The 18,433-nt window shown below is 70.5% G+C and carries 18 protein-coding genes; 6 read left to right on the top strand and 12 right to left on the bottom strand.

From position 1 onward, the window contains the following. Window positions 1-77: 77 nt before the first annotated feature. Complete coding sequence (gene hemW / locus ACW14X_RS22875; protein ID WP_457163420.1) at window positions 78-1,289, bottom strand: radical SAM family heme chaperone HemW; 1,212 nt, start codon at window positions 1,287-1,289, stop codon at window positions 78-80. A 68-nt stretch (window positions 1,290-1,357) separates the two neighbouring features. Between hemW and ACW14X_RS22870 the strand changes: the two genes are divergently transcribed. Continuing rightward, window positions 1,358-2,065 (top strand): GNAT family N-acetyltransferase, encoded by a 708-nt coding sequence (locus ACW14X_RS22870; RefSeq protein WP_457163419.1) that lies wholly within the window; start codon window positions 1,358-1,360, stop codon window positions 2,063-2,065. 112 nt (window positions 2,066-2,177) lie between these two features. Here the strand turns inward: ACW14X_RS22870 and ACW14X_RS22865 are convergent, their stop codons facing one another. The 6 genes from ACW14X_RS22865 to ACW14X_RS22840 form a co-directional block, all read right to left on the bottom strand. Beyond that, entirely contained in the window at window positions 2,178-5,597 is a 3,420-nt protein-coding gene (locus tag ACW14X_RS22865) for an error-prone DNA polymerase (RefSeq protein WP_457163418.1), read from the bottom strand. Window positions 5,598-5,609: 12 nt separating this feature from the next. Next, entirely contained in the window at window positions 5,610-7,127 is a 1,518-nt protein-coding gene (locus ACW14X_RS22860; protein ID WP_457163417.1) for a Y-family DNA polymerase, read from the bottom strand. Next, on the bottom strand, window positions 7,124-7,813 hold the full coding sequence (locus ACW14X_RS22855) for a hypothetical protein (RefSeq protein WP_350840089.1): 690 nt from the start codon (window positions 7,811-7,813) through the stop codon (window positions 7,124-7,126). Before ACW14X_RS22855 ends, ACW14X_RS22860 begins: the two co-directional genes overlap by 4 nt. A 150-nt stretch (window positions 7,814-7,963) precedes the next feature. Then, window positions 7,964-9,727 (bottom strand): serine hydrolase domain-containing protein, encoded by a 1,764-nt coding sequence (locus ACW14X_RS22850; RefSeq protein ID WP_457163416.1) that lies wholly within the window; start codon window positions 9,725-9,727, stop codon window positions 7,964-7,966. Beyond that, window positions 9,724-10,968, bottom strand: coding sequence for an MFS transporter (locus ACW14X_RS22845; RefSeq protein WP_457163415.1), 1,245 nt, complete (start codon window positions 10,966-10,968; stop codon window positions 9,724-9,726). The genes ACW14X_RS22850 and ACW14X_RS22845 overlap by 4 nt, the downstream gene beginning before the upstream one ends. After that, a complete protein-coding gene (locus ACW14X_RS22840; RefSeq protein ID WP_350840084.1) occupies window positions 10,965-11,477 on the bottom strand; it encodes an ArsR/SmtB family transcription factor in 513 nt (170 codons plus the stop codon). The genes ACW14X_RS22845 and ACW14X_RS22840 overlap by 4 nt, the downstream gene beginning before the upstream one ends. Before the next feature lie 111 nt (window positions 11,478-11,588). On the opposite strand from ACW14X_RS22840, the gene ACW14X_RS22835 reads away from it, so the two are divergent. Both ACW14X_RS22835 and ACW14X_RS22830 read left to right on the top strand, forming a co-directional pair. Then, the gene (locus ACW14X_RS22835) at window positions 11,589-12,080 is read left to right on the top strand and encodes a sigma-70 family RNA polymerase sigma factor (RefSeq protein WP_457163414.1); all 492 of its coding nucleotides are present in this window, start codon (window positions 11,589-11,591) and stop codon (window positions 12,078-12,080) included. Then, a complete protein-coding gene (locus tag ACW14X_RS22830; protein ID WP_457163413.1) occupies window positions 12,077-13,153 on the top strand; it encodes a hypothetical protein in 1,077 nt (358 codons plus the stop codon). Before ACW14X_RS22835 ends, ACW14X_RS22830 begins: the two co-directional genes overlap by 4 nt. On the opposite strand, the gene ACW14X_RS22825 is transcribed toward ACW14X_RS22830, so the two are convergent. Both ACW14X_RS22825 and ACW14X_RS22820 read right to left on the bottom strand, forming a co-directional pair. Continuing rightward, entirely contained in the window at window positions 13,150-13,797 is a 648-nt protein-coding gene (locus ACW14X_RS22825) for an MOSC domain-containing protein (protein ID WP_457163412.1), read from the bottom strand. The genes ACW14X_RS22830 and ACW14X_RS22825 overlap by 4 nt on opposite strands. A gap of 45 nt (window positions 13,798-13,842) precedes the next feature. Continuing rightward, entirely contained in the window at window positions 13,843-14,766 is a 924-nt protein-coding gene (locus tag ACW14X_RS22820; protein WP_457163411.1) for an aminoglycoside phosphotransferase family protein, read from the bottom strand. A 54-nt stretch (window positions 14,767-14,820) separates the two neighbouring features. Here ACW14X_RS22820 and ACW14X_RS22815 point away from each other — a divergent pair, with 54 nt between their 5' ends. Further along, window positions 14,821-15,345 (top strand): cupin domain-containing protein, encoded by a 525-nt coding sequence (locus ACW14X_RS22815; protein WP_350840078.1) that lies wholly within the window; start codon window positions 14,821-14,823, stop codon window positions 15,343-15,345. Here ACW14X_RS22815 and ACW14X_RS22810 read toward each other — a convergent pair. Genes ACW14X_RS22810 through ACW14X_RS22800 form a run of 3 tightly spaced genes read right to left on the bottom strand, consistent with a single transcriptional unit; the run spans window position 15,330 to window position 17,284 of the window. Then, window positions 15,330-15,782: an NUDIX hydrolase gene (locus tag ACW14X_RS22810; RefSeq protein WP_201451264.1), complete on the bottom strand. Its 453-nt coding sequence runs from the start codon at window positions 15,780-15,782 to the stop codon at window positions 15,330-15,332. The two genes, ACW14X_RS22815 and ACW14X_RS22810, sit on opposite strands and share 16 nt — an antisense overlap. A gap of 31 nt (window positions 15,783-15,813) precedes the next feature. After that, window positions 15,814-16,290 carry a pyridoxamine 5'-phosphate oxidase family protein gene (locus ACW14X_RS22805; RefSeq protein ID WP_160028198.1) on the bottom strand — a complete coding sequence of 159 codons (477 nt, stop codon included), beginning with the start codon at window positions 16,288-16,290 and terminating at the stop codon, window positions 15,814-15,816. 49 nt (window positions 16,291-16,339) lie between these two features. Further along, complete coding sequence (locus tag ACW14X_RS22800; protein WP_457163410.1) at window positions 16,340-17,284, bottom strand: helix-turn-helix transcriptional regulator; 945 nt, start codon at window positions 17,282-17,284, stop codon at window positions 16,340-16,342. A gap of 100 nt (window positions 17,285-17,384) precedes the next feature. Between ACW14X_RS22800 and ACW14X_RS22795 the strand changes: the two genes are divergently transcribed. Beyond that, complete coding sequence (locus ACW14X_RS22795; protein WP_160028194.1) at window positions 17,385-17,798, top strand: VOC family protein; 414 nt, start codon at window positions 17,385-17,387, stop codon at window positions 17,796-17,798. A gap of 45 nt (window positions 17,799-17,843) precedes the next feature. Beyond that, entirely contained in the window at window positions 17,844-18,425 is a 582-nt protein-coding gene (locus tag ACW14X_RS22790) for a hypothetical protein (protein WP_457163409.1), read from the top strand. The last annotated feature ends 8 nt before the right edge of the window (window positions 18,426-18,433 follow it).

The raw sequence follows: 18,433 nt of genomic DNA, 5'->3' as shown, positions 1-18,433 counted from the left end.
CCCTGTCGGACCCTCTTTACCAATCAGGATCACCCCTGATCCTTCGATCAGGACCAAGGTCCCGAACTCAGGGATGCTCAGGGGAGCAGGTCTCGGACCACCGCGTCGGCGAGGAGTCTGCCGGTCTCGGTGAGGAAGATCGTGTCGTCGGCGACGGTGACCAGGCCGCGGCGTACCTGCTCCGGGAGAGCGGCACGGCCCTCGTCGTCGAGAGCGTCCCCCGCGAGGCCGTCGGCGAGTCTCAGCTCGAGCAGGACGCGCTCGACGCGGCGGTCCTCATCGGCCAGGATCTCGCGCGCGTGGGCGGGGCTCTGGTTGCTGGTGATCCGGTCCGCGTACGCCTTGGGGTGCTTGACGTTCCACCACCGGGTGCCGCCGACGTGGCTGTGGGCGCCGGGGCCGACTCCCCACCAGTCGCCACCCTGCCAGTAGAGCATGTTGTGGCGGCAGCGCTGGGTCTCGTCGGTGGCCCAGTTGGAGACCTCGTACCAGGTCAGGCCGTGGTTTTGGAGGGCCTTGTCAGCCAGCTCGTACTTGTCGGCCAGGTCGTCCTCGTCGGGCATCTCGATCTCGCCTCTTCTGACCTGTCGGGCCAGGGCGGTGCCGTCCTCGACGATGAGCGAGTAGGCCGAGATGTGGTCGGGGTCGCTGGCCAGGGCGGCGTCGAGGCTGGTGCGCCAGTCGTCGATCGACTCACCGGGGGTGCCGTAGATGAGGTCGAGGGAGACCTGCTCGAAGCCGGCCTCGCGGGCCCACTCCACGACCAGCGGGACCCGCTCGGGGTCGTGGGTGCGGTCGAGGGTCTTCAGTACGTGCGGGACGGCCGACTGCATGCCGAAGCTGAGCCGGGTGAAACCGCCCTCGCGCAGGGTGCGCAGGTAGTCGAGGTCGACCGAGTCGGGGTTGGCCTCGGTCGTCACCTCGACGTCGTCGGCGAGGCCGAACTCGTCCCTGATCGCTCCGAGCATGCCGGTCAGATCGCTGGCCGGCAGGAGCGTCGGGGTGCCGCCGCCGAAGAAGACGGTGTCCACCTGCTTGTCGCTGTCGGCCAGCACGCGGCGGGCCAGCCTGATCTCCTCGATGGCCTGGTCGGCGTACGTCTGCCGGCTCACGCCGGGACCCAGCTCGATCGCGGTGTAGGTGTTGAAGTCGCAGTAGCCGCACCTGACCGTGCAGAACGGGACGTGGACGTAGAAGCCCAGCCCCTTCTCCCCCAGCGTGCTCAGCGATTCGGCCGGTAGCGACCCGTCGGTGGGGGCGGGGTCGCCGGGGGGCAGAGCGGAAGGCACCCCTCCATTATCGATCCACCTGTCGAAAAGGGTTAACCGTGACTGGGGCGGGGTGGGAAAATTCCGGCGTGCCCGTCTCGCAGCCTGATCTTCTTCTCGACGATGTTCTCGACAACCCGGTCTGGCACTCGCTGACCGGGGCGCATGCCTCGCTCGCCGAGGGCTCGGGGCTCGCCCGTCGCTACCGTCCCGACGTCTCGCCCTTCGCCGCCGTCTCGGACCCTCGCGAGCCACAGGCGTGGCGCGACCTGGCCGCGGCCGTCGGACCCGGTGGCACCGCGCTGATCACCGGCGCGGCCGGGGTCTGCGGGGACGGGTGGGAGATGGTCGGTGGCGGCGAAGGGGTCCAGCTCGTCGAGACGTCACGGGTCGCTGCCGCACCCGATCCCGAGGCGGTCGTGCTCGGGGCCGCCGACGTCCCCGAGATGCTCGACCTCGTCGCCCGCACCGAGCCCGGGCCGTTCGAGAAGGCGACCCACACGATGGGTACGTATCTCGGGCTGCGCCACGAGGGCCGCCTCGTCGCGATGGCCGGCCAGCGGATGCACCCGGGCGGCTGGATCGAGATCAGCGCCGTCTGCACCGCCCCCGAGGCCCGCGGCCGCGGCCTCGCCGGCCGCCTCGTCCGCGCCGTCACCGCCGACATCCACGCCCGCGGCTCTCGTGCGCTGATGCACGCCTCCGTCGCCAACACCGGCGCCATCTCGGTCTACCTCGGTCTCGGCTTCGAGGAGCGGCGGCGTACGACCTTCGAGCTCTTCCGCGCGCCCGCCTGAGTCCCTGCCGAGACTGTAGTTCTGGCGGGCGAAACTGCAGTTGTGGGCGACGAATCTCTACTTTCGCCGCCCACTTCTGCAGATTCGCCCGCCAGTTCTGCGGACTCGGCTGTCAGTGGAAGTCGCGGGAGCGGTGGCGGGAGGCGATGGCCTTGGCCGCCTCGGGGTGGATCTCCTCGAGCGGGGCGAGGCGGTCGGCGACCAGGTTGGTGACTCCGTCGTTGCGCTCGAGGATGCCGCGGATGAGCATGACGGAGGTGGAGACGGCGATCTTGCGGTGCTTCCTCCACAGGCCGGCGGAGCAGACGACGTTGAGCATGCCGGTCTCGTCCTCCAGGTTGATGAAGGTGACGCCGCCCGCGGTTCCTGGGCGCTGGCGGTGGGTAACCAGACCGGCGACGGTGATGCGTCGGCCGGGCTCCGAGGTGGGGAGGTCGCTGATCTTCGGGAGCCCCGCCGCGGTCAGGCCGGCCCGGAGATGGGCGAAGGGATGGCTGCCTGGGGTCACGCCGGTCGCCCACAGGTCGGCGAGGGTCTCCTCGACCGGGTCGAGGCCGGGCAGCGCAGGGGTCTCGGCGGTGAACCGCACCCCTTCGAGCTGATCCTCGGTCTCGGTCCAGCCCGCCTGCCACAGCGCCTGCCGACGGCTCGATGTGAACACCTCCAAACATCCAGCGGTCGCCAGCGCCTCGAGCTGAGCGCGTTCCAGCCCGGCGCGACGGGAGAGGTCGAGGGAGTCCTTGAACGGTGCCTCCTCGCGAGCCTTCACGATCCGCTTCGCGACGTCCTTGCCGATGCCGCGTACGGAATCCAGGCCCAGCCGCACCGCGAAGTTGCCGTCACGCCGGTGCTCCGGGGTCGGGTCGGGGGTGCCGGGTACCCACGGGGTCTTCTCGCCGTCCAGTCGGCAGTCCTCCTTCCCGGTCGGCGACACGACGTCGACATCGAGCGGCTCCAGGTCTGCCGCGGCCTGGCTGAGGACGAGGTCGGGGCGGCGTACCTCCACTCCGTGGCGGCGGGCATCCTGGGTCAGCGACTGCGGTGAGTAGAAGCCCATCGGCTGGGCGCGGAGCAGGCCGGCCAGGAAGGCGGCCGGGTAGTGGAGCTTGAACCATGACGAGGCATAGACGAGCTTGGCGAAGCTCAGTGCATGGGACTCGGCGAAGCCGAAGTTCGCGAAGGAGAGGATCTGGGTGTAGACCGCCTCCGCCGTCTCCTCGGTCATGCCCTTGGCCCGCATGCCCTCGTAGAGCTGCTCCTTGAGCGAGTCGATCCGCTCGAGACCACGCTTCGAGCCCATCGCCCGGCGCAGCAGATCGGCGTCGTCGTGGTTGAAGTCACCCAGGACGCGGCCCATCTCCATGAGCTGCTCCTGGAACAACGGCACCCCGAGGGTCCGCTCCAGCACCGGCTCCAGCAGCTCGTGGGCGTAGCTGACCTCCTCGCGCCCGGTGGCCCGGCGTACGTAGGGATGGACCGCTCCGCCCTGCACCGGCCCGGGCCGGATGAGCGCGATCTCGATGGCCAGGTCGTAGAAGCAGCGCGGCTGCAGGCGCGGCAGGGTGCCGATCTGCGCGCGCGACTCGACCTGGAAGACCCCGATCGAGTCGGCCCGGCAGAGCATGTCGTAGACCGCCGGCTCCTCCTTGGGGATGGTCGCCAGGGTCCAGCCCTCTCCCAGGTGCTCGAGAGCCAGATGCATCATGTGGTCGAGCGCCGCCAGCATCCCGAGCCCGAGCAGGTCGAACTTCACCAGCCCCATGTATTCGGCGGCGTCCTTGTCCCACTGGATCACGGTGCGCTTCTCCATGCGGGCACGCTCGATGGGTACGACCTCGCCGATCGGCTCCTCGGTCAGCACCATGCCGCCGGAGTGGATGCCGAGATGGCGCGGCGCTCCGTGGATCTCCTCGGCCAGCGCGAGGACCGGAGCGGGGATACCGACGTCGTCGGGTGCCTCGACGCGGGAGTAGCCGAGGTGCTTGGACCAGGCGTCCTGCTGGCCGGGGCTGTGGCCGAGCGCCTTGGCCGCGTCCCTGACCGCCATCTTCGGCCGGTAGCCGACGATGTTCGCGACCTGCGCGGCGTTGCGCCGGCCGTAGGTGTCGTAGACCCACTGGATCACCGTCTCGCGCTTGTCGGAGTCGAAGTCGACGTCGATGTCCGGCTCCTCCTCCCGATGCTCGGAGATGAACCGCTCGAATGGCAGCCTGTAGAAGACCGGGTCGATCGCGGTGATCCCGAGCGCGTAGCAGACCGCGGATGCGGCTGCCGACCCCCGCCCCTGACAGAGGATCTCCTTGCTCCGCGCGAACTCGACGATGTCGTGCACGATCACGAAGTAGCCCGGGAAGTCCTTGCGCTCGATGACGTCGAGCTCGTGCTCCACCCGCTTGCGGGCCTTCTCGACGAACTCCGGGTCGCTGGCGTACGCCTTCGCGTAGCGCTCCGCGAAACCCTCCTCGGTCAGGTGGCGCAGCCGGCTCGCGGCGGTCTCGCCCTCGGGGATCCCGCGCTTGGGCAGCTTCGGGGTGGCCTTGCGCAGGTCGAAGGCGCACTCCTCGGCGATCTCGACGCTGCGCGCCACCGCACCCGGGTAGCGCCGGAAGAGCTGGTCCATCTCCTCCCCCGACCTGACGTACGCCACCGGGCCCGCCGGCAGCCAGCCGGCGATGTCGCTCAGGGTGCGGCGCGCGCGGACCGCCGCGAGCGCATCGGCCACCCGGTGCCGGTCGGGCGTGGCGTAGTGGACGTTGTTGGTGGCGACCGTGGGCAGGCCGGCCTCGCGGGCGATGCCGGCGAGCAGGTCGTTGTCGTAGGAGTCGGTCGGATGGCCGCGGTCGGTCAGCTCGACGACGACGTTCTGGTGTCCGAAACGATCAGTGAGGTCGCGCAGCGCCCGGGCCGCGGCGATCGGACCGGTGCCGGTGAGCGCTTGGCGTACGGTGCCCTTGCGGCACCCGGTCAGGATCAGCCAGCTGCCGGCGCGAGCCCGGTCGGCGAGCTCGTCGAGGTCGTAGGCCGGCCGGCCCTTCTCGTCGCCGCGCAGCTGCGCCTCGGTGATCGCGCCGGCCAGCTGCCGGTAGCCCTCGACGCCCCGGGCAAGCACGAGGAGGTGGCTGCCCTCGGGGTCGGCGATCCCGTTCTGCGGCTTGGTCAGGCCCAGGGACAGCTCGGCGCCGTAGACGGTCAGCAGCCGTGCCGGCCCCGTCAGCTTCTGTGCCGCCTCCGCGAAGGCCGGCGCCCCGTAGAACCCGTCGTGGTCGGTGATCGCGATCCCGTGCAGCCCCTGCCGGATCGCCTCGCTGACCAGCGCCGACGGGGAGCTCGCTCCGTCGAGGAAGGAGAAGTCGGAGTGGGCATGGAGCTCGGCGTACGGCACCACCGGGCCCTCCGGCCCGCGCACCTCCTCATCGGGCAGCCGCTTCTTGCGCCGGGAGATCGGCGCGTCGCCGTAGGGGTCCTTCGGCGGGCGACCCGACAGTCGCCGCTCCAGCTCCTTCCACGGGATCTCGGGGTTGTTCCAGCCCATCAGCCGAGCCCATCAGTCGTAGCTGGCTTCGGTGAGCCAGTGGTCGGTGTCGAAGGTGGCCAGCCAGGCGCGGCCGTCGACCCCGACGAGCTGGAAGCGGGCGACCCGTCGCCCGCCGCCGGGCTCCCACCACGCCTCGGTGACCGGCCACGGACCGGCCCAGGAGGCGACCCGCTGCCAGGGCTGGCCGGCCGCGGGGCGATAGCGGGCGGGGTCGGCGGAGACGCCTCCGCGCGGGAGCACCAGCACCTGCCGCCCGGCCTGGTCGCAGACCTCCGCCGGCCACGGTTCGGCCAGGACCCGGGCAGGAGCCGGCGGCGGGATCGAGCCCGGCCACGGCAGTCCGCGATCACGGAGAGTGGTGGGGCGGTCGCCCCAGGGGACGTACGCCTGGCGGTCGCGTGGGGTCCGGCCGCCCTGGAGCACCGGGGCGACGACGGCCTCGTGGCCGAGCAGACCCTGCACCCGGGCGATACCGCGATCGACGCGCTCGTTCGTGCCGCCCCAGAGACCGTCGGCGTGGACCGCCTCGGAGACGGCGACCTCGGGGACGAAGCGGACCTCGATCACCGCCCCGCCTGCGACGACCCCGGCCAGCTGCCAGTGCAGCCGGTCGATGAGATCGACGGAGGAGAACCACCGCGGGTGCGCCCAGGTGCGTACCGAGTCCGGGACGTCCTCCATGACGACCTCGATCCGCACCTCGGTGCAGACCTCCTGGCGCGTCGCGAGGCCCTTGACGAACCCCTCTGCCGCCTGCCGGGCCGAGAAACAGACCGCCTCGGCGGAGTCGAGCGGCGGCTCGAAGGCCACCTCGGTGGTGAGCTCGGGCGGTGGCGTACGCCCCGTCACCGGCCGCGCTCCCTCGCCGTGGATCACCCGGCGGACCCAGGCGGCCTGCGCGCCGAAACGCGCCTTGACGTCGGCGCCGGGCAGGTCGGCGAGGCCGCCGAGCGTGGTCAGGCCGAGCCGCTGCAGCAGGCTGACCGCGTTCGCGTCTTCGAGCACGTGGACCGGCAGGGCGCGCAGGAACGCGGTGGAGCCTCCGTCTGCCGGGACGGCGTACGTCTCCTGCGGCCCGGCGCTCCGCGCGGCCTGCTCGGCGGTGAAGAGCTCATCGGCGATGCCGATGCGTACGTCCCAGATCCCGAGCTCGACCACGCACTCGGCGATCGCCGCGCCGGCCTCGGCCTCGCCGCCGTAGAAGCGTGCCGGCGAGCGCAGCGCGACCAGCCCGGGACGCAGCGGCATGACGCCGGGGCGCAGCTCCTCCAGGCGCACCAGCACCTCCTCGAAGACCCGCGCGTCACGGGCTTCGTCGGCGGCGAGCACCTGGATCTCCGGGCAGCGCGACTGGGCGTCGCGGCGCCGCATCCCGCGCTTGATCCCGAACTCCCGCGCCGCCTGGTTGTAGGCCTGGACCCGGTTCTGCGCGAAGACCGCGGCCGGCAGGTGCCGCGGCAACCCCGCCTCGCTCAGCGCCGCGGCGACCGGCCAGTCGGCACACCAGACCACCAGCGTACGACTCATGCCGACTCCTGTTTCCGCAGGTCAGCAAGGCCAGCGACCGGTTCGAGGACGCGCCGCAGACCGCCGTCCTCGGCCGGGAACCAGAGTGCCGTACGTCGCGGCGGAGCCGTCCCGCGCACCGCCTCGACCACCATCCTGCGGGCCCGGAGATGGCCGTCGCCGTTGCCCAGCCCGACCCAGCGCGGCTCGGTCGCCCGGAGGCGTACGTCTGCTCTCGGCCACTCCCCCAGCGCGACCAGCGCGGCGCCACGGGTGCGCAGCCGGGCACCGATCTTCTCGGCGACGCTCGGCGTCACCCGCCCCACCGGCCGGACCAGCACCAGCGTGGTCACGTCGACGAGCGCCGCGGTCGCCTCCAGCCAGGAGTCCTTCGGCCGTGGCACCAGGATGGTCCGCTCCAGGTCGACCCCGGCCTCGGCCGCCGCCTCGACACCGAAGTCCTCCACCCCGACGACGGCGGTCCACTCCCCCGCCGCCGACGGCCCCGCGAGCAGCAGCATCGCCAGCGACAGCGAGTCGGCCGCGTACGTTCCTCCGGCCCGGAGCTGCACCACCCCACCGAGCGCCTCGTGCGTCGCCAGCTCCGCGCCCATGCCCGGCTTCTGCTCCAGCCGTCGCACCTTCGACCGGAGCTGCTCGATCTGAGCCAGCTTCTGGTGTCGCTCAATCCCCGCTACCACTCCCACTCAATGAGTATCGAACATTTGTTCGAACACATCAAGGTCGAGTCCTCACTTCTGGCGAGCCGAATCGGTAGTTGTGACGAACGAAACTGTCGACTCGTCACCCACAACTACCGACTCGGCCGCCACAACTACCGATTCGGCCGCCTGGGGTCAGCCGCGGAGCGCGGAGGCGAGGTAGGTCAGGCGGGGATAGTCGGAGGTGGGGAGAGCGGTGACGGTGGTCGTCTTGGCCACCGCGATCTTCCAGTACGTCGTGCCGGCGACGACCAGGAAGTCGGCCTTCGACGAACCATCGCCCGACAGCGGCGTCGTGATCAGCTCGGGTACGCCGAAGGCCCGGAGGGCGGCGATGACCGGGGAGCTCTCCTCGAGTGCGGCGCGGGCGGCGGCGACGAGGCCGCCGTGGGCGTCGGGGACGGCGTTGACGCGCAGGGTCTGGATGCGCGGCTCGGCCTCCGGGGAGAGCATGACCTCGATGTCGTAGCGGCCCTTCTCGGCCGGCACCACGGCCAGCGCGACGCCCATCGCACGGGAAAAGTAGCCGTAGGGCGCGCCGCCCAGCGGCAGCCCGACCTTCGCGCGCGCCTGGGTGATCTGGACGCGCCGCCCGGCGTCGGGGGCGTCGAGCTCGACGTTGTCGGCGAAGAGCGACGGCAGCGCGAACACCTCAGCACCCGCAGGATCGAAGGTACGCAGCCGCTCGACCGCGGCCTCCAGCGCCGAGTCGAGCCGCGGCCGCAGGCCCTTGACCACCGTCGAGAACCGGTGCGAGCCACCACCTGCGAGCTCGTCGGACACCAGCGAGCGCAGCGCGGTCATCGCGGTCGGGTAGCCCCCGGCGTACGTGCTGTTGGACAGCGTGATCACACCCAGTCCGGTCTCGGGGTGCCACACCATCCGCGAGCCGTAGCCGGGGTAGCCGCCGGAGTGGTGGACGAGCTGCCCGAGCCTGCTGTCATGGTCGACCATCAGGCCGTAGCCATAGCCGGCGGCGACGGCACCGATCCCGGCCTCGGGGCCGTCGAAGCCGAGCGAGGCCGACACCGATCCGAACCGGTGCAGCTGCTGCATCTCCCGCCGCGACGCCTTCGACAGCGGATGCCCGTCGGCGGCAGAGGAGAAGGCGCCGAGGAAGCCGCCGACCCAGCGCGCCAGGTCGGCGACCGAGGAGTGCAGACCACCCATCGCCGCGAACGACCCGGACGGCACCGGCGCCGTCGCGGCCCACGTCGGCGGGCCCTCGAGCCGGTCGCCGGCCCAGGCCGGGTGCAGCGGCGGCACATGACCCGGCACCCGGTTCGGCACCGCATCGGGCGAGTAGGCCGAGGAGGTCATCCCCAGCGGCGCCAGCAGCTCGTGCTCGACGAAGTCCCGGTTCGCACCCTCGGGCGCGTCACCACCGACGACGTTCTCGATCGCGCGCCCGAGCAGCGCATAGCCGAGGTTGGAGTACTCGAACCCGACCCCCGGCTCCCGTCCGGTCGAGAAGCCTCCGTCGAGGAACGTGCCGAAGTCGTCGTAGGACAGCGACTCCTGCCGGTCGCCCCACGGGTCGTCGGTCGGCAACCCGGCCGACATCGACAGCAGCAGCCGCAGCGTCACCGCCGGGGAGTCGGCGGAGTAGGGCGCCTGGTCGACGAGCTCGGGCACGTACTGCGCGATCGCCTCGTCCAGGTCGACCAGCCCGCGGTCGCGCAGCAACAGCACCGCCGCCGCCGTGAACGACTTCGACATCGACGCGATCCGGAAGACGCTCTCGGCCGTCGGCGCCGGACCACCCTCGGTCGTCGCCCCGAACGCGCCGGAGTGGAGCAGCTCGGAGCCGCGTACGACCCCATAGGCCAGGCCCGGAGTCAGGTTCTCCTCGAAGCGCTGCTGGAAGAGCTCGTCGACGACGGAGGTGTTCAGGCTCATACGGGCGTTCCTTCGCTGGCAGGTTGCTCGACGCGTTGCAGCCTAACCACCGAGGGCACCGAGAGTGCGGCAAGGCAGACCGCGGCGTAGAGGACGCCGCTGGCCAGGAAGACCGGCCGCTCCCCGAACCAGCCCGCCAGCGGCCCATAGAGCAGCTGCCCGACCGGCATCGCGAGGAACGAGCCGAGGGCGTCGTAGGAGTAGGCGCGGGAGAGCATCTCGCCCGGGACGTTCTCCTGCATCGCCAGGCTCCAGCCGAGACTGAAGATCTCGATCCCGGCGCCGGCGACGGCCATCGCCACGATGAGCGGCACCGTCTCGGGCCACAGCGCGAGCGCGAAGAAGGGCAGCGAGAACGCCATGATCCCGAACATCCCCGCCCGCAGCGGGCGCCGGATCGTGGCCCGCATCAGCAGGATCGTCATGATGAGCATCCCGGCCGCGAGCGCGGAGTTGGCCAGGCCCCAGCCCTCGACGCCGAGCGATGAGGACTTCGCGTACGCAGGACCCAGCACGTGCAGCCCGCCGGACTGGATCGCGTTGAGGATCATGAAGGCGACCACCACGACCCACAGCCAGGTGGTGCTCCGGAAGTACGTCCACCCCGCCCGCAGATCCTCGATGGCCGAGGTCTTCTCCGCGTCCGCCGGGCGCGGCGGGATCCGCACCGGGAGCAGGAAGAGCGCCGCGAGCAGCCAGGTCAGCGCATCGACCGCCAGCGCCCAGCCGGCACCGACGCCGACCACGAGAGCGGCCGCGACGGACGGGCCCAGGACCGTCAGCGTGCCGCGCGACATCGAGAGCAGCAGGTTGGCCGGCTGCAGGTCCTTCTTGGCCACCAGCTGCGGCACCATCCCCTGCATCGCCGGGAACGCCATCGCCATCGTGGTGCCGTTCATCGCCTGCAGGACGACCAGATGCCAGATCTCGGCATGCCCGGTGATGACCAGCGCCGCCGCGGCCGCCTGGGTCAAGGCCGAGGCCACGTTGCTCAGCTGCAGCACCAGGCGACGCGGGAACCGGTCGGCGATCACCCCTCCGACCAGCAGGAACACGACCATCGGGATGGTGTGCGCGGCGACCACATAGCCCAGCGCGGAGGCCGAGTCGGTCACCTCGAGCACCGCGAACGCGAGCGCCACGTGCGACATCGACGACCCGGCGAGATTCACGAACCGCGAGGCGAAGAACCACCCGAAGTCGCGCTCCTTGAGGACGAAGAGGCTGTCCCGGACGCTCACTGAGCGTCACCCATCACGAACGCGGATGCGGTCAGGTTCACATGGATCGTGCCCTCCGTACGCGGCGGGCGAGCGTTGTCGTGGAGCAGACCGCTCGCCTCCCGGACGAGGTCGTGGACCCGCTGCCAGACATCAGGGTCGACCCACATCTCCGCGTCCGAGATGATGGCCGGCCCGTCGGCGCGCAAGCGGCGGCGGCGTACGAGCTCCTCGGCGATCGCACGGGTGTGGACCTCGTCGTCCTCCCTGGACGGCGGCCCCTGCGGGGCGTCGCGGCGCCAGGCGTACCGGTATCGCTTCGCGACCCCACCTCGGATCCGCTCCTCGCCCGCGACCTCGAGCAGCCCGGCGCTCTCGAGCAGCCGGAGGTGGTAGGAGGCGTTGGCATGCGTCAGGTCGAGCTCGCGCGCCACCTCCGCCGCCGACAGCTCCGCACCCGTCAGCAGTGACAGCATCCGGAGCCGCAGCGGGTGCCCGGCCGCCCGCAGCCGCGAGATCTCCTCGTCCACCGAACCTCCCAAGAGTTGTTTGGGAGTGAGTCTGGTGAGGCCGGGCAAGACCGTCAAACAGTTATTCGCCTCGCGCCTAAACCGATAATGGTGCGTGTGCGTCACTCAGGCGTGAGCCGAGAAGAATTCGCCGACTTCTACGTCGGCGCCAAGGACCGCTGCCTGCGTGCGGCGATCGCGACCGGCATGGATCCCGCGCGGGCAGAGGAAGCGACCGCCGAGGCCTTCGCACGCGCCTGGTCGCGCTGGACGACGGTCAGACTCGCCAACTCCCCGGCGGCATGGGTGGTGCGCACCGCGATCAACGTCGACATCTCCTGGTGGCGCAAGCGCCGCCGTGAGCTGACCGTTCCCGACACCCCCGACCACCTCCCCCGCCCCGGCTCCGGCGAGGACACCGACCACGACCTGTTGATGGAAGCCGTACGCCGACTGCCACCGCGGCAACGCCAGGTCGTCGCGCTGCGCTACTTCCTCGATCTCGACGCCGAGACGACCGCCCACGAGCTCGGGATCGCTCGCGGCACCGTCTCTGCCACGCTCCACCACGCTCTCAAGACTCTGCGGCTGCAGCTGACCAACCCCGAAGGGATGCTGTCATGAACGACATCGAGACCTTGCTGCGCAACAGCAGTCGCCAGACACTGGACGTCCCTGCCGCCGAGATCCTGCGCCGGGGCGACCGGATGCGTCGCCTCCGTCGCGGCACGAAGGCGGTCGCCGCCGTCGCCGCCTTCTCGGTCGCCGGAGTCCTGGCGTACGTCGCGATCCCCGACCGGCTGATCGACTCGGAGGTCGCGACCCCGGAGCCGCCCACCCAGAAGACTCCGGTCGACTGGTCCGGCAACCCGACCAACCTCACTCCCGAGGAGCTCGACGTGCTGAGCGATCGGTGTCTGATGACGGCCTGGGCCGACGTGAAGTCCATGTACGCGGACCCACCCCGGGCGGCCAACGCCATCAACCCCGACGAGGTCGAGCAGATCCCGGATGGCACCTGGCCGTTCCTCGCCGAGAAGCGTGGATCGACGGCGATGGCGGTCTTCGACGGCCGCGACTACGAGGTGACCTGCTCGACGGTGTACGACGCCAGCCGGAGCGCTGACCGCGGCCCCTACCTCGCGGGGGCCTTCGGCCGGCCCCAGGTCTGGGGCGCCTTCGCCGAGACCGGGCCGTGGGAGGACTTCTCCCGTAGCGGCACCGGCGCGGGTACGGAGTTCATGCTTCCCCTGCCGGAGACGATGGACGTCGCCAAGGTGGTCTTCACCTCGAGCGGAGAGGAGATCCCGGCCACCATCGTCAACGGCGTGGCGGTCGCGTGGACCGACCACGACGTCGACGTCGAGTCAGCGGACTTCCGTGCCTACGACGCCGACGGCAATCTGGTCCATCCCGATCCGGGTGAGGCGAGAATGGCACCGCCGACCACCGAGTGGACCGAGACCGCCGAAGGAGTGCGCGTCACCCGATCCCTGGGCAACGAGACGCTGGAGTCCGCCTGGTTCTGGGTCGGCAAGCAGCGGTTCGACGCGACCATCACCGAGGACAACGTGGCGGTCGCGGTGATCCCGACCGGAACGCTCACCACGGACCAGCTGAACAGCCTTCAGATCCAGGGCGTCTCGCCCGACGGTCTCTACCTGCGCGGATGCACCGGAAAGCCCTGCGGCCCTTAGCGCTGGGCTGCGACGTACCTCTCCGCCGCCGCCCGCGGCTTGTCCCCGAGCCCCTCGATCCCGATGAGGCTCGGGAGCAGGCTGCGGTCGGTGGTGAGCGCCTTGAAGAGCGTCGAGACGGTGATGCCGTGGCCAGGACGGTGGACGAGGACGATCTCGTCGCCGGCCTGCAGCTGCCCCTCCTCGAGCACACGCAGATAGGGGCCCGGCCGGGCCTCCTGGGTGAACTTCTTGACCCACCGGGCGTTGTCGTAGCCCGAGACGCCCATCCAGTTCTTGAAGTCGTTGCAGGGAGTACCCACGCTGCAGACCTGCAGCAGCACCGTGCCGATCCGCCACTGCTCCCCCACCAGAGCCGCGTTGATGTCGATCCCCTCGGTGGTGAGGTTCTCGGCGAACTGCCCGTCACGGAGCGTCACGCCCAACCGTGAGCCCCACACGTCGAGGTCCTCGCGGGCGAAGGCGTAGACCGCCTGCTCCTCGCCGCCGTGGTGGCGGCGGTCGGTCTGGGTGTCGGTGACGATGCCCTCCGCACCGACCGTCACCGGCTCGGGCGTGGCGAGCTTCTCCATCGAAGTGGCGCCCACCTCCGCCCACTCGGCTGGCTTGGACTGACCGACGTTGACGCTTCGCACGATGGGCATGGCGCAGATTCTCCTGGCTGCGCCGGATCGAGGCACGCGAGTTTCTCAGTCCTGGACGGCCTTCGCCACCGAGATCATCGCGGTGATCCACTCTTTATCAGGTCCAGCCTTGTCGGGGGTCCGGTTGTCGTCCAGCTCGCCCTTGACGTTGACGACCAGCCGCAGCACCGCCCAGGCCCGGGCCCGGTCCTCGTCGAGCTCGGCGGCGTCGACGAGTGCGAAGAATCGGTCGCGTACGCCATCCCGGATCCGCCCCGCATACTCGTCGAAGCGGTTCCAGAGCATCGGCGCGAGCTCGTAGTGCGGGTCGCCGGAGAGGGGCTTCGGGTCGATGACCAGCCACTCCTCGCGATCGCCCTGGAGGACGCTGCGTCGAAGTACGTTGGCGTAGTGCAGATCGGTGTGGATCAGCGTCCCGTCGGTGGCCTCGTCGGCGGCGAAGTCGCGGGCGATCGCGCGGGCCTGCTCGACCATCCGCGGCGGCACCGGAAGCCGTCGCTCCTTCTCTCCCAGCTCGCTCGCCCAGCGTGCGGCCTGCGCCGACAACGTACGCAGCTGCGGCGGGGCCGGCACATGCAGCCGCCGGTAGAAGCCGCCCACGATCTCGCACGCCTGCACGTCCCAGAGCTCCGAGAGGTCCTCGGTGTGCAGCCGTTCCAGCAGCAGGGCGAAGCGCTTCGGGTCGGCCCGGAGAAGGCGTACGGCACCCCGGCCGCCCCAGGTCTGCAGCGCCAGGGCCTCGTGCTCGGCCTCCCAGTGCGGCCAGCCGATCTTCAGCACCGCGGCCTCGTCATCGGCGGTCCGGACGGGAACCACGACCGCGGTGTTGCCGTGCGTCGCCTCGCCATCAGGTGTCAGCGACCACTCCTCGAGCAGATCGCGCACCAGCCCGGGCAGCCGGTCGAGCCACGCCGCCCAGTCGGGACCGTTCGCCGCGAGTGCCACGAAGGAGTCCGGCAGCGGCGTCACGCGAGCCACCTTAATCCGCTTCCCAACCCCGGACGGATCGGGCAGGTTGTGCCCATGTCACTTCCAGAGTCGATGGGGACCAAAGGTGTTCCCTACCCGCCCGAGCGCTACGACGGCGAGGCCGGTGAGGTCTCGGCGTTCTACCGTCCCGACAGCACCCCGCCCGATCTGTCCTACCCCAACGGCGTGAAGGTCGACTATCTCGCCACCGGAGCGACGACCGCGGGTGACTACGGGCTCTACCGCTGGCACTTCGGGCCCAACGAGACCGGCCCAGGGCCCCACTTCCACCGGGCCGTGGCCGAGTCCTTCTACGTGCTGACCGGGACCGTGCGGATCTACAACGGCGAGGAGTGGATCCCGGCCGGTGCCGGCGACTTCGTGCACGTGCCGGTCGGCGGCCTGCACGGGTTCCGCAACACCACCGACGAGCCCGCCTCGATGCTGCTCCACTTCACCCCGGGTGCGCCGCGGGAGGGCTACTTCGAGGGGCTGCGCGAGCTGGCCGAGGGCACCGAGCTCGGTCCGGACGAGATGGCCGAGTTCTACAAGCTCCACGACAACTACTGGGTCGACTGAGCGACCTTCAGGGCCTCGATCCCCATCCGGACGATGGGGCTGGTCGTGTCGGCTTGGATCGCCGGGTCGTCCAGCCCGATCCAGGCGGCGTAGTCGGTGGTTCCGTCGACCTCCAGCGTGCCCAGCTCGCCCCCGACGATCCGTGCCTCGAAGACCACCCGAGTGGACTGGTAGGGCCGGCGACCGGGGTCGAACGGCACCACGTAGACATCGGTCGTCAGCGGAGCCCCGACCTCGACGTCGTAGCCGGTCTCCTCCTTCACCTCGCGCACGACGGCGGCGGGCATCTGCTCGCCGTAGTCGACGCCGCCACCCGGCAGCGTCCACCCCGGGTCGTTGCGGTGGTTGCCGTTGAACCAGCTCAGCAGGATCCGCCCCGCGTCATCGACGATGACGGCGTACGCCGCCACCCGGGTGTCGTAGTCGGTGAAATGCATCACCGCGAGACTAGCGCGGACCAGCCGGAAGTCAGTCGAAGACGAACGCGGTCGCGTCCTTCGGGAACGAGGTCCAGGCCCGGATCCGCCGCGGATGCACCGCGGGCGTCCCCTCGATGTAGTGCTTCGCCTCGAAGACGTTCTCGCCGTACTCGGGATACTTCGCGTTGAGCAACCCGGCGATCTTCTCGGCGACCTCGGGAGCGAAGGACGTCGTCCGCACCTCACCCTCGATGACGACCAGCTTCCACGGGTCCGGCAGGTTCACCGTCACCTTCGGATGCTCGGCCGCCAGCCGCCGGTGCAACGTCTCCGGGCTGCCGCCGTAGACCAGCTTGTCCTCGAACCAGATCCCGTCCAGCGGCGTCACGTGCGGGCTCCGCCCCGGCCTCTCGAACGCGAACCAGAACTGCTTCGCCTCGACGAGCTGCTGACGTACGTCCTCCCAGGCCAGCAGCTCGCTCGGTGTGCCGTATCCCTCCGGAAACCGGATCTGTTCTCTACGCATGTGCCTCACTCAACCACCGCCCGGCCCTGGCCGACCCGACCGAAATTGCTCAGCCGTACGCGGCAGTCAGCTCGGTCCCGATGCGAGCCAGCTCGCGGCGTACGTCCTCAGGCCCGGTGACCTCGATCATCGATCCCCATCCGGCCAGCTGCTCGGCGAGGGACCGGGCGGTGTGGGCGGCGAGGGTCACCTCGATCCGCTCCTCGTCGCCGGCCGCGGGCGCATCGCCGAGCACGTCGAGGTAGGTGCCGAAATGGTCGCGCAGGACCCACAGATGCCGACGCCGCACGAGCGCCGTGGCCCGCACCCGAGCCCGCCGCTCCTCGACGTACGACACCACCCGCTGCCACTCCCGGGCGAGGTCGAAGCCTTCGGGCCGATTCGCCGGCTGTGCGGTCACCTCGACCGAGGCGACCCGGTCCATCCGGTAGGTGCGTACGTCCGGGCCGTCCTCACGCGTGGCCAGCAGATACCAGAGGTCGTCCTTGGCGACCAGGCCCAGCGGATCGAGCAGGACGGTGCTGACCTGACCGGTGCGGTTCGTGTAGTCCACACGCACCTGCCGCCGGTCGATCACCGCCTGCTGCACGACGTCGACGACCTCGGGCCGCGAGCGACGCTGCTCACCCCAGGAACCGGCATCGAGCCGCACCGCCTCCGCGGCAGCCGCCGCATCTGCCCGGAACGGGCTCGGCAGCGCCCGGAGCAGCTTGCGCACGGCCTGCTGCGCCTCGGGCGACGTGCTCGCACCCGGTCCGACAAGCGTGAACAGGGCCTGTGACTCGGGACCGGTCAACCCGCTCAGGTCGGTGCGTGCGCCCCCGACGAGAGACCATCCCCCGCCCCTGCCCGGCTGTGGGTAGACCGGCACGCCGGCCGACGACAGCGCCTCGAGATCGCGGCGGGCGGTCGCGACCGAGATCTCCAGCTCGGTGGCGAGTTCGGCCGCCGTCACCCGGCCACGCGCCTGCAGCAGCAGGAGCGTGGCGATCATCCGCTCGGCTCGCACAGATCTGAGATTGCCACACAAAGTGCTCATGAGGTGAGCACTTTGAGCGGAAGCATGGGTGTCACCACTACGAAAGGAAGCGCACATGTTCCGCGGATTCACCACCATCAACTACCTCGTCGACGACGTGAAGGCGGCCGCCGCCTGGTACCAGGAGCTCCTCGGCGTCGAGCCCTACTTCGCACGGCCAACCGCCGACGACCCGGCGTACGTCGAGTTCCGCATCGGCGACAGCCAGGACGAGCTCGGCCTCCTCGACCGCCGCTACGCGCCTCAGGGCTACTCGTCAGCCAACCCCGCCGGCGCGATCATGCACTGGCACGTCGACGACGTGCAGAAGACGTACGACCACCTGCTCACCCTCGGCGCGACCGGCCTCGCTGCCCCGCGTCCCCTCGGCGAGCCCGGCTGGGAGATCGCCACCGTCGCCGACCCGTTCGGCAACGTGATCGGACTGATGCACAGCCCGCACTACCTGGCGATGCAGGCCGACCGCTGACCCATGGCGCGGCCGCTCGCCGCCTGTTGTGATGAACTGTCCGGCATGCATTCTCGGGCTGCACCCTTGATCGTCCTGATCGCTGCGACCTCGGCGTGCGGGGCCGGCTCGGGGCCGGTGACCACGGACGCACCGACGCCGTTCTCGGCATCCTCGACCTCGACGCCGGAGGGATTCACGGCGGCCGAGTGTGCGGGGGTGGTCGGCGGGAAGCAGGTGATTGTGAAGCTGGACGTGCCGAAGGAGTTCGAGCCGGAGTCAACCGACCCGAGCGACCAGACCCCCGACGGCCAGTGCACCTGGCGTACGTCCGAGGAGCGCTTCTTCAGTGTCGAGATCGGCGAGAAGGAGTCGCTCGCGGACCTGAACGACGAACTGAAGGAGTACGAGGACATCGGCGGTGACGACGAGGTCAGGGACGTCGCCTACGACGCCGCGACCGACACCTTCGGCGGCCTGGAGGGCGAGCGGCTCGGCTGGTGGTCCTACTCCGACGGCATGCCCGCCGACTGCGTCCACGTGCAGGCCAACGGCATCCGCGTGTTCTGGCAGAACCCCGACGATGTCGAGCAGCGGCTCGACGACCTCGACGCCGTCCTCGACAGCATCGAGCTCATCCGCTCCTGACCAAACGG

Source organism: Nocardioides sp. YJ-D4, from assembly GCF_054031495.1.
The sequence above is the reverse complement of the archived record's forward strand: the minus strand, read 5'-3'. Positions and strand labels throughout refer to the sequence as shown.